Origin of the sequence: Chthonomonas sp., assembly GCF_035294505.1 — a bacterium.
Classification (GTDB): Bacteria; Armatimonadota; Chthonomonadetes; order Chthonomonadales; family Chthonomonadaceae; genus Chthonomonas.
In genome coordinates, this window is record NZ_DATGKU010000140.1 from 1 (window position 1) to 11,047 (window position 11,047).

Annotated in this window: 12 protein-coding genes; 7 read left to right on the forward strand and 5 right to left on the reverse strand. The window is 56.7% G+C overall.

What is annotated here, in order from left to right; genetic code table 11:
- Window positions 1-458: 458 nt before the first annotated feature.
- Window positions 459-671, reverse strand: a complete 213-nt coding sequence (locus tag VKV18_RS08085) for a hypothetical protein (protein WP_324203700.1) — start codon at window positions 669-671, stop codon at window positions 459-461.
- Between the two features lie 319 nt (window positions 672-990).
- Between VKV18_RS08085 and rpsB the strand changes: the two genes are divergently transcribed.
- The 7 genes from rpsB to VKV18_RS08120 all read left to right on the forward strand — a co-directional run bounded on the left by rpsB (window position 991) and on the right by VKV18_RS08120 (window position 7,589).
- Entirely contained in the window at window positions 991-1,866 is an 876-nt protein-coding gene (gene rpsB / locus VKV18_RS08090) for a 30S ribosomal protein S2 (RefSeq protein WP_324203701.1), read from the forward strand.
- Window positions 1,867-1,917: 51 nt separating this feature from the next.
- On the forward strand, window positions 1,918-2,838 hold the full coding sequence (gene tsf / locus VKV18_RS08095) for a translation elongation factor Ts (protein ID WP_324203702.1): 921 nt from the start codon (window positions 1,918-1,920) through the stop codon (window positions 2,836-2,838).
- Window positions 2,835-3,653, forward strand: coding sequence for a UMP kinase (gene pyrH / locus VKV18_RS08100; RefSeq protein WP_324203703.1), 819 nt, complete (start codon window positions 2,835-2,837; stop codon window positions 3,651-3,653). The genes tsf and pyrH overlap by 4 nt, the downstream gene beginning before the upstream one ends.
- Window positions 3,654-3,694: 41 nt before the next feature.
- Entirely contained in the window at window positions 3,695-4,252 is a 558-nt protein-coding gene (gene frr, locus VKV18_RS08105; RefSeq protein WP_324201385.1) for a ribosome recycling factor, read from the forward strand.
- 16 nt (window positions 4,253-4,268) lie between these two features.
- A complete protein-coding gene (locus VKV18_RS08110; protein WP_324203704.1) occupies window positions 4,269-5,024 on the forward strand; it encodes an isoprenyl transferase in 756 nt (251 codons plus the stop codon).
- Between the two features lie 4 nt (window positions 5,025-5,028).
- Window positions 5,029-6,189, forward strand: a complete 1,161-nt coding sequence (locus VKV18_RS08115; RefSeq protein WP_324203705.1) for a 1-deoxy-D-xylulose-5-phosphate reductoisomerase — start codon at window positions 5,029-5,031, stop codon at window positions 6,187-6,189.
- 71 nt (window positions 6,190-6,260) lie between these two features.
- A complete protein-coding gene (locus tag VKV18_RS08120) occupies window positions 6,261-7,589 on the forward strand; it encodes a M50 family metallopeptidase (RefSeq protein ID WP_324203706.1) in 1,329 nt (442 codons plus the stop codon).
- Between the two features lie 49 nt (window positions 7,590-7,638).
- Here the strand turns inward: VKV18_RS08120 and VKV18_RS08125 are convergent, their stop codons facing one another.
- The 4 genes from VKV18_RS08125 to VKV18_RS08140 all read right to left on the reverse strand — a co-directional run.
- Window positions 7,639-8,526, reverse strand: a complete 888-nt coding sequence (locus VKV18_RS08125) for a hypothetical protein (protein WP_324203707.1) — start codon at window positions 8,524-8,526, stop codon at window positions 7,639-7,641.
- A gap of 579 nt (window positions 8,527-9,105) precedes the next feature.
- The gene (locus VKV18_RS08130; RefSeq protein WP_324203708.1) at window positions 9,106-9,654 is read right to left on the reverse strand and encodes a mismatch-specific DNA-glycosylase; all 549 of its coding nucleotides are present in this window, start codon (window positions 9,652-9,654) and stop codon (window positions 9,106-9,108) included.
- An 11-nt stretch (window positions 9,655-9,665) separates the two neighbouring features.
- Window positions 9,666-10,469, reverse strand: coding sequence for a 4-hydroxy-tetrahydrodipicolinate reductase (dapB, locus tag VKV18_RS08135; RefSeq protein ID WP_324203709.1), 804 nt, complete (start codon window positions 10,467-10,469; stop codon window positions 9,666-9,668).
- A 28-nt stretch (window positions 10,470-10,497) separates the two neighbouring features.
- Window positions 10,498-11,047: OB-fold nucleic acid binding domain-containing protein (locus VKV18_RS08140; protein WP_324203710.1), on the reverse strand; the 550-nt coding region annotated here is incomplete at its 5' end.

Below are 11,047 nucleotides of genomic sequence, written 5' to 3' on the forward strand. Positions count from 1 at the left end.
ATAATAGGATAACACAGGGTAGTAGGATATGTCAAGTCGTTTTATGGGTGTGGGGAAAAAATTTTTTTAGGAGATTTTGTTGGTGTAGGAAGGGCTAAGAGGGCAATTGTAGATGAAGGTAAGGGGCGAATAGAGATGCAAAAGAGGGAGTGTTGAAGTGAAGGGTCGTAGGGGTAACCCTTGAGGGGGGGTGCGTCAGCCTTGACGAGCCGGTGATACGACTGTCATTTCTCGTGAGATAAACACCTGTCATTTCGAGCCGATACCACAACTGTCATTTCGAGCCGATACCACACCTGTCATTTCGAGCCGAAGGCGAGAAATCTTGAGTTTTCACTTCCCACCCGTTCTGAGGAGTAGGGGGTGGGGCTGCCAATCTCACGGTTCTAGAGCCCGTTAGCAGAATAAGCTTATCTTGTTCGCCCCCTATCCCTTCCTTTCCCCCGATTCGGGAGGTGCTAGCGCACGGCGATGCAGCGGCCAGGGAGATAGGCGATCATGGGAACTGGACTGGCCGCAAAGGCGCCGTCCGCGAGGACGCCCACCGCGAGGTGCCCCTCTCCCCAATGGGGGGAGGGGAAGGGCGTCGGCCTTGAGGGTTGGGGAGGGGCTTGAAGAGCCGGCGATGCGCCTGTCATTTCGAGCCGAAGGCGAGAAATCTTAAGTTTCAATTCCCACCCGTTCTGAGAGGGAGGGCGTGTGCCTTGAGGGAGTAGCGGGTGGAGTTGTAGGAGTAACCCCTGTGGGTACCTGCCCATCATGACCTCCTTCATGAGGGGAAAGGGGCTGTGGAGCGAGAGATAAGGTTGCTTTACCTATCTCTCATGGGGTATACTCTCACGATAGGGTAGCGTCAATAGATAGCACCCCATTTATACTGCACCGATGCGGACCCGTTGCAGGGTGAGGAAGAACAACCTTCCGCAGCGGGAATGAGGTATCGGGAAGGCCGTAGCAAATACAAGGCAAAAAACCCAGGAGAAGAAGAAATTGGCATCGCTCTCAATGAAAGAACTCCTCGAAGCAGGAGTGCACTTCGGACATCAGACGCGCCGCTGGAACCCAAAGATGAAACGCTACATCTACGGCGCGCGCAACGGTATCTACATTATAGACCTGCATCAAACGCTAAGGCTGTTCGATGAAGCGCAGCAGTTTGTGCAAGAGGTCGTCGCTTCCGGTGGACATGTGCTCTTCGTGGGCACCAAGAAGCAGGCGCAGGACGCCATTCAGGAGGCGGCTCAGCGCTGCCGTCAAAGCTATGTAAACCAACGATGGCTCGGCGGCATGCTCACCAACTACCGCACCATTAAGGAGCGCCTCAAACGGCTCGACGAGCTGAACGAAATGCAGATGAACGGCACCCTAGACCGTCTCACCAAAAAAGAGGCGACCCTCCTTCTCGAAGAGCGCGACAAGCTGGAGCGCTACCTCGGCGGCATTAAAAACATGCCCGGCCTGCCACAATGCCTGATCGTGGTGGATTGTAAGAAAGAGCACATCGCCATTGCAGAGGCAAGACGCTTGGGCATTCCCGTGGTGGCTCTCGTAGATACCAACTGCGACCCCGATTTGGTGGACTACGTGATACCGGGTAACGACGACGCCATTCGCGCCATTCGCCTCATCACCGGGCGCCTCGCCGATGCGATCGCCGAAATTAAACAGGCGGAATGGGATGCCGAAGAGGCCGCCCAACATCCCGCCGAAGGCGAGACGGAGGAAGCGATTGTGCCGGACGAAGCCGAAAAACCGGATGTGGATACCTTCGAGCCGACGCCCGAAGCGGACTATGTGTTCCATCCCGGTGAAGAGGATGAGTATAGCCGCATGGCCGCTGAGGTGGAAGGCCAGGTGGAGGCTTAAAGGCCCTCCTTTGAATTTAGAATTGAAGAATCGATAAAGGAAGTTTGCACAATGCCAGAGATAACTGCCGCAATGGTGAAAGAGCTGCGCGAGCGCACCGGCGCCGCCATGATGCTTTGTAAAGAGGCCCTTGTAGAGACCGGAGGCGACTTCGAGGAGGCCATCGTCTACATCCGCAAAAAGCTGGGTGCCAAGCTGAGCGATAGAGGAGACCGAGTCGCCGCCGAAGGCGTCATCGCCGTGGCCGTGGTAGACGATCGAGATGCTGCCATCATCGAACTGAACTCGGAAACCGACTTCGTGGCACGCAGCGAGGACTTCAAAAAGCTTGCCAAAGAGCTGGCCGAGCAGGTCGCACGCAGTCGGGCCACCTCGACCGAGGAGCTTTTGAAGCAGCCCTCTCTCGTTGACATGGCGCTTACGGTGCAAGACCGCATTCACGACGTGTTTAGCCGTCTTCGGGAGAACATCGTTTTTCGCCGATTCGCGTTTGTCTCCACCGACGAAACCGGCCATATCGCCACCTACGTGCATGTGCCGGCCAACGACCGCATTGGGGTGCTTGTGGAGGTGGGGGCAGAATCGCCGGAGGCCGCCCGCAGCGAGGAGATCAAACATCTGGGGCATGAGTTGGCCATGCAGATTGCCGCCTCACGCCCTCGCTATCTCACACGGGAAGAGGTGCCCGAAGAGGTGCTAGAGCAGGAGCGTGACATCGCACGAACGGTGGCCCGCAATGAAGGCCGACCGGAAGCGGCCATCGAGAAGATCGTGGAAGGACGGCTACGTAAGTTCTACGAGGAGACCGTCCTCCTAGACCAGCCCTATCTTCGTGAGCCGAAAAAGACCATCGCCCAACTTCTAAAAGAGGTGGGAAAGGGCGCCCATATCCGCCGCTTCATCCGTTATGAGGTCGGTGAACAGACGGGTGGGGCGTCCACTTCCGGCGCCATAAAGGAAACGGTGGAATGAACGACGATGCCTCAAGGCTGACGTCTGTAACCTCATCGGAGAGCGCAGTGGCACCTGCGCTCTCCGAAACCCCATTCGAAAGGCCTCGCTGGTCGCGCGTGCTTTTGAAGCTTTCCGGTGAAGCCTTTGCAGCCGATCTCGAACACCCCGAAGAGGGTCCCCACGTTGGACTGAACTACCGAACGATCCATACCCTCGCCTCAGAGATCGTGAGCGCCTATCGCGTTGGCGTCGAGATCGCCGTTGTGGTGGGCGCCGGCAATATCGTGCGGGGTGAACGGGCTGCCGAAGCGGGCATGGAGCGCGCTGCCGCCGACTACATGGGCATGCTTGGCACCGTCATTAACAGTATGGCCCTGCAGGATGCCCTGGAGAAACAGGGCGTGCCCACGCGCGTGATGAGCGCCATCGCTATGGCCGAGGTGGCCGAACCCTTTATCCGACGCCGTGCCATTCGTCACCTCGAAAAAGGAAGGGTGGTCGTTCTGGCGGCCGGCACCGGCAACCCCTTCTTTACCACCGACACGGCCGCGGCCCTACGTGCCAACGAGATCCGTGCCGGTGCCGTGCTGAAAGCCACCAATGTAGATGGCATCTATGACAAAGACCCCCATAAGTTTCAGGATGCCGTCCGCTACGAACAGCTCTCCTTCGACGAATGCATCGCCAAAAACCTGCGCGTGATGGACCAAACGGCCTTTACCTTTTGTAAAGAGTACGACATCCCCATCGTCGTCTTTAATATCGCGCGCCCCGGTAACATACGAAGGGTGGTCTGCGGTGAGAAAATAGGCACGCTCGTCGGTAATTTTTAATAGGCTGTCACAACGATAAAACACCTTTTGAGGAGGATGCCATGATCCAAGAGACACTGCGCGAGGCGGAGGAGCGCATGAAAAAAGCCGTGGAAGCCACTCAGCATGAATTTAGCCTCATTCGCACGGGGCGTGCCAACCCGGCCATTCTAGAACATGTGCGCGTGGATGCCTACGGCACCACGCTGCCGCTAAATCAGGTCGCCTCCATCAGCGTGCCGGAGCCACGCCAACTTCTGATAACGCCTTTCGACCGCAATATTCTTTCGCACATTGAAAAAGGTATCCTAAAATCCGATGTGGGGATCACCCCCACCAACGATGGCAGCGCTCTGCGCCTCAACATCCCGCCTCTCAACGAAGAGCGGCGTAAAGAGCTTATTAAGCAGGTGCACCAAAAGGCCGAGCAGGGCCGTGCCTCCATCCGCACCGTGCGCCATGAGGCCATTAAAAAGCTGCAAGCCGCTAAAAAAGCCTCCGAAATATCGGAAAACGAGGAGAAACGGGCGGAAGAACAGGTGCAAAAACTCGTAGATAAATACACGGCCGAAATTGACCACCTCATGAAGGTGAAAGAGGCCGAACTGATGGAAGTCTAACCGCGAGAAAAGAGCCATGGCCGAACTTGCCTCTGCATCGCATAACCGCGTCGCGCTCGACCCGAGCCGCCTTCCTACCCACGTCGCCATTATCATGGACGGCAATGGAAGGTGGGCGCGTGCACAGGGCAAATCGCGCCTTTTCGGCCACGATCAGGGCTACCGTACCCTCAAAAGCATCGTGTACGCCGCACGCGATTTCGGCATTCGTTTCCTCACCGTCTACGGCTTCTCTTCGGAAAACTGGCGCCGCTCCGCCGAAGAGGTTGGTGGCTTGATGGACCTCATGCTGCGTGCTATGCGCAACGAGATCGAAGAACTGGTGCAGAATCGCGTGCGCGTGCGCATCTCCGGGCGCCTCCACGAGCTGCCCCAAGACCTGCGCACGGAGTTTGAAATGGCCATGGAGCGCACCCGCCATTTCGATGGCCTTATCTTCAATCTGGCCATCAACTACGGCGGCCGTGCCGAGGTGGTAGATGCCGTGCGCACCATCGCCAGGCGCGTGCAAAAAGGAGAGCTTAGCCCCGAAACCATTGACGAACAGACCATCGCAAATCACCTCTATTGGCCCGATATTCCCGACCCCGACCTGCTGATCCGCACCGCCGGTGAGCTTCGCCTCTCCAACTTTCTGCTCTGGGAAACGGCTTACAGTGAAATCTATGTGACGCCCGTCTGCTGGCCGGAATTTACCCGCGAGCACTTTGTGGAAGCCTTGCTCGACTACCAGCGAAGGGTGCGAAAGTTTGGCGCCGTCCCCGAAGAATAGACCCATGAAACGCTTGGTGATTCTAGGCTCTACAGGCTCTATCGGCACCCAAACGCTCGATATTGTGCGACGTCTTCCCGGCCGATTCCAGATCGTAGGGCTATCCGCCAATAGTAACATACAGCGGCTGGCAGAACAAGCGAAAGAGTTCCATGTCCCCTATCTTGCCATTGGAGAACGGGAACAGGAGCCTTCCCTTAACCGTCTTCTAAAACAAGAAGGAGTCTCCTGCGAAGTTTTTTGTGGGGTGGAAGGGATGTGCACTTTGGCCACCCTTCCCCAGGCCGACCTTGTGGTGGTGGCCGTGGCAGGGGCTATCGGCATCGCTCCTACGCATGCCGCTATAACCGCCGGCAAGACCATCGCCCTCGCAAGCAAAGAGGTGCTTGTGGCCGCAGGAGAGCTTACCATGGCGCTGGCACAAGCGCATGGTGTCGCCATCCTTCCCATTGATAGCGAGCACTCCGCCCTCTTTCAGTGCCTTCAGGGGGCTGCCGCGCAACAGATAGAGAGGCTCATTCTTACGGCGTCGGGCGGGCCTTTTCGGAATGTGCCAAAAGAAGCCCTACACAGCGTGACACCGGCACAGGCGCTGCGTCATCCTACCTGGAACATGGGAGGTTTGGTTACCATTAACTCGGCGACGCTTATGAACAAAGCGCTGGAGATCATCGAGGCGCACTGGCTCTTCGGGGTGCCTGCCGATCAGATCGAGGTGGTTATCCATCCACAGTCCATCGTGCACTCTATGGTGCGCTTTCGTGATGGGTCGACCTTGGCGCAGATGGGCTTGCCGGATATGCGCCTGCCTATCCAGTACGCCCTGGTCTATCCGGAACGCATAGATACGAATCTTCCTCGTATGCGCCTTGCCGATTTCGCCAACCTCACCTTCGAGGAGCCGGATGACGAGAAGTTTCCCGCGCTAGGCTTGGCCCGTGCCGCATTGGCCGCCGGTAAAACTTTTCCGGCTGTCATGAACGCCGCTAATGAGGCCGCAGTAGACCTCTTTCTGCGGGAGCGCATCCCCTTCCTGCATATCATAAAGCTTGTAGAAGAGGCTCTCCAGCACCATACTCCTCAACAGGCCTCTCTAGAAAATGTGCTTCAAGCCGATAAAGAAGCCCGTGCGTTCGTCTACGAGAGGGCGAAAGCCCTTGCCTAGCACAACCGAGTTTTTCCGCAAGTCCCCTAAGGCACTGAAGGGAAAGGAACCTTAAGGAGCAGAATCGAACTATGATGCATCTCATAAGCACGTTGATCTACTTTATTGTGGTCTTGAGCGTTTTAGTTATCGCTCATGAGTGGGGTCACTACATTGTTGCAAAACTTTTCAAGATGCGCGTAGAGGAGTTCTCTCTCTTTTTTGGAAAGCGGCTCGTGCGACTTGGTGTTCGACATGGCACAGAGTACAACATCCGTGCCGTGCCCTTAGGCGGGTTTGTGCGCATTGCGGGAATGGACCCCTCCGATCTGTTCGACGCTGCTCCCGTTTTGCCTCTCAACAACGACCCCGATTCGGCTCCCGCACTTCATGGGCTTTCCGAAGCAACCTTGGCAACCCTCGATAAGAGCCAGATCTCTCAAAAGGTACGCGAGGCCGTGATCCACGCCATTGGAGAGGAGCACTCGCTCACCCCCGAAGGACGGGCGGAGTTAGAGGCGCTGTTGTCCTCACCCACCCTCAACGAACAGGAACAGCGCTATTTGCAAACGGTGCTTGCCGCACAACCCGACCCCACCGGCTACAGTCAAAAGCCCATTTGGCAACGTGCCTTGGTCATCTTCGCCGGCCCCTTCATGTCGCTCTTCTTCGGCTTTATGCTTTTTTGTTTGCTGGGTTTTACCGTCGGCCTGCCCGATTCCATCACGCGTACGAACGTTATCGAGACGGTGGTGGCGAATACGCCCGCAGCCCAATCTGGGCTGAAAGCGGGCGATAAGATCGTTCAGATCGACTCAACTCCTATCCACAGCGGCGATCAGATGGTTCAGATGATTCGGGCCAGCATTGGAAAACCCCTTCATCTCATCGTGCAGCGTGGGAAAGAGCTGATACCCATCACCGTTACCCCAAAACCGCAGATCATCACGACGGAAAAAGGCACTAAAGAGCGCGCCGGCGTCATCGGGGTTGTGGTGGTTGCCGAGCCAAAATTAAAGCGCTACTCTCCCTTCCAGGCCATCGTGCGTGGAACCCAAATCACCTTTCTCAGCATTGACATGATGCTTAAGGGCATCTTTAGCCGTGATGTCCGGGAAAACGTCGGCGGCCCCATCGCCATCGCCAGCCAGATCAACATTGCACAACAACAAGGGCCGGCCTATGTAGCCCTTGTGGCAGCCGAGCTTTCGATGAGCTTGGGCATCGTCAATCTTTTCCCCATTCCCATCCTCGACGGAGGCCATCTTCTCCTCCTCGGCATCGAGGCCGTGCGACGCCGCAGGCTTACCACCAAAGAGATGTATAAGGCACAGTTTGTAGGGTTAGCCATCATTGGCATCCTTTTTCTGCTGGTGATGTGGAACGATATTATGCGCATTCTGCCACACGGCAAACAGTAACAAAACTGATGAAACAATCCATCCCAAAACGTGTAGGCGCCCCATGCTTTTAGAGGCGGAGCGCCTGCACGCTTGTAAGCTGATGGGAGTGAAGATAGGCCTCGATCTCGTCGGCAAGCTTTACCGCCAGATTGGGATGGATGGCACAACCAACGCCGACCCCCACATAGTCTGCCCCAAGCAAGAAAAATTCGAGGGCATCTTCCAACGTCATGATTCCGCCGGAAGCAAGAATGGGCAGCGAACTCATTCTGCGCACGCGCCATAGCTGGTAGAGAGCTACCGGTTTCATGCAGGGGCCGGAAAGCCCGCCCACGCCACCGGGGAACCGCAGCGCACGAGCAGAGAGACGAACGGCCACCCCCGGTAGAGCCTGGCCAACGGCCACAACATTGGCGCCGGCGTTTTGGGCCGTAACTGCGGCATAACCGATCTCTATTCCCACAGACGGCAGTTTGGCGATGAGCGGAAGGGAGGTGGCCTTGCGCACGCTTTGAATGGCCTCTAACATTTGCCGGTGCATCTCGGCTTCCGACGGAAGAGAAGCCTCTGCTTGTGTGGCATCGAGGAGAGGCAACGGTGTAAGGTTCAGCTCTAAGGCCGTAATGCCTGGCGCCTTGCTTAACTCCTCGGCCAACTCCGCCCATTCCGAGTCCGTCGTTCCGAGCAGGCTTACGATGATAGGGCAGCCCAGAGCGCGCAATCGTGGCAGATAATCGCTTAAAAATCGCCCTAAACCGGGGTTGGGCAGGCCGTTGGCATGTAAGAACCCGGCACTCGCCTCCGCCGTGCGCGGCATTGGGTTTCCCTCGCGTGGCTGCAGGGTTAGGGTGGGTGTGATGAAGCCACCTAGCCGATGCACCTCTACCAACCCTTCCAACGTATCGCCCCAACCCAAACTTCCCGATGCTGCCAACACGCTACGCGGCAGCCTCAAACGTACCTCGGTCTGAATCTGTCCGCTCCCCGGCTTCAGAACGGTTCCTCCAAAAGAATCGTTTTCCCTTTCACCCGATCAGTCTACCCGAACGGCCATGCAGGTGCGTTTTACCCACAGGCCCAAGGTTCAAGCACGATCTTTCCACAGTTGCCGGTGAGCTGCGTTTCAAAGGCCTCTTGCACCTTCAGGTTTCAATCCTCACCGGCGCTGAAACACCGGTGCACGTCAACTTACTCTCAAAACAAGGGTCATATACAACCCTTTTCCGAGGTAATCAACACCTATATTATAACACATTCTCTCATGCAAGTAAGCGGATCCCTCTCTCGAAACTACTTCACTTCCGACCCGCGTAACAAACAGGACATGACCGTTATTCAAACCAGGCGCAAATAGAAGGGTAGGCACAAGGCCGCCCCCTACCGCCTCTCTCCCTCACGCCTATACCGAGACCTCCAGAAAATCTCTCGATTTTCTAGGGAAAAGCGCAAATCGCCCTAGTTGGCCTCAGGATATCTAGACATGTGAGTGTGGGAGCCGTGCGACCTCGAAGCAAAGCGAGAGGAACCTTTGCCTTTAGGCGCGCGGTAGTTTACTTTCAGGAGCATGGGTAGAGTAGACGCAATCGTACAACTCCTTATACAAGGCAAGACGCTCATGCCCCCAACCGTCGGCGCGGCCGCTGGAGCTAATTACTACAAATGTGCGTGCAAGCCCCAGTCTCTCTTTCTGCTCCCCCCACCGGCGACACTCTTCGCCAGTGACCATACGGTAGACATCTTTGCCGTTGTAACAGACCCAGCGCGGCGCTGCCTCGATCAGGCGCTCGATAAGCTGTTCACGCTGGGTCGGAGACGGTTCGGGCAGAAGATGATTGGCGTTAGATGCGATATGATGAAAGAGAGCTACCAGCCCGATGCCATAGGAAGGGAGGGTAACGTCCTCTTCGGGCTGCAGGAGACGCGGTGTAAAACCGGCCTGATAGAGCAGCAGCCAAAAACGGTTGCGCGGCCCGGCATAGTAATGCCCCACTTGGGCTGCCCACAGGCTCGGTGCAGCGCCTACAAAGACCACATCAAGCCCGCGGGCAAGAATATCCGGCAGAAGCGGCGCTCGTTCCTCCATGACGATAGGCGTTATAGCAGGTTTTCCAGCCCGATAACCAAACCCGACAGAGAGCGTACTTTTCGAATGGCCAAGAGCACGCCGGGCATAAAGGAGCGCCGATCGGTTGAGTCGTGACGCAGGGTAAGCGTCTGCCCTACTCCACCTAAAATAACCTCCTGATGTGCCACGAAACCGGGGAGGCGAACGCTATGAACGGGCACCCCATCCACAAGCCCCCCGCGCGCACCAGGGACTTTTTCAAAAGCGCCCTCTGGCGCAGCACTAGGGTGTACTCCGGCGGCGCGACGGGCTTCGGCAATATACTGGGCTGTTAACATGGCAGTACCGGAAGGGGAGTCCACCTTCTTTTCATGATGCAGCTCAATGATCTCGACATCGGGCAAATAGCGTGCGGCCTGAGCGGCAAATTGCATCATGAGAACGGCCCCAATGGCGAAGTTGGGTGCGAGAAACGCGCCTATTCGGCGTTCCTGGGCGGTTTTCTCAAGAATAGCCACCTCCTCACCCGAAAGGCCTGTTGTGCCGATAACCGGAGAAATGCCTAATTCTAGAGCAACAAGCGCATTAGGCAGCACCGCCGTATGCACCGAAAAATCCACCATCACTTCCGGCTGCGTTCGAATGGCAGCGGCCCGCCAGTCTTTCTCCACCTTCACGCCAAGCGGCGCAATGCCGGCCAAACTGCCGGCGTCCTCCTCTACGTGGTGCAGGTCAATGGCAGCAACAACCTGCATATCATCCGCTTCCGAAACCGCGCGCGTCACTTCACGCCCCATGCGCCCGGCGGCTCCGCAAATGGCAACCCTGATCATGTTCCGAAGTCCTTCAAAGGGGTTTATTCTATTCTACCCACACAGCTTGGCGCCCCAAAAAATGCTCTACGGCCTGTCGAAAATCGTCGGTATACTCCGCAAAAAGCTCGGTGCGCACCTCATAGGCTTTATCGCGCCGGTTGATGCGCAGATACACCGGGCAGGCGTTGCCGTTGCCCCGATGTTGCTCGATGGTGTCGCGCACGAATCGCAGCGTTTCTGGGCGTGTAGGGTCGAGACGCACCACAATACGGCTGGCCTTGCGAGCGGCGCTCACCATGCTTTCGGTGAGAGGGGAGATCTCTTCGGCTAATATCTCAACGATAGGTGTGTCGTCTTCGTCGTCATCACGCACGCGCTCACGGTGACTGGTACGTCCGCGCACCAACACCACGCGATCTTTTTCCAAGTTCTGACGTTGGGCGGCGAAGGCCGTCGGAAAGATGGTGCACGAGACGTTGCCCGTCATATCTTCCAATATGAAGAAGGCCATAGGCTCGCCGCTCTTTTTGGAGGTAAACAGCTTGACCGATGTTACGATTCCGCCGATCAACACCTCCTGCTTGTCGGGCAGCTCC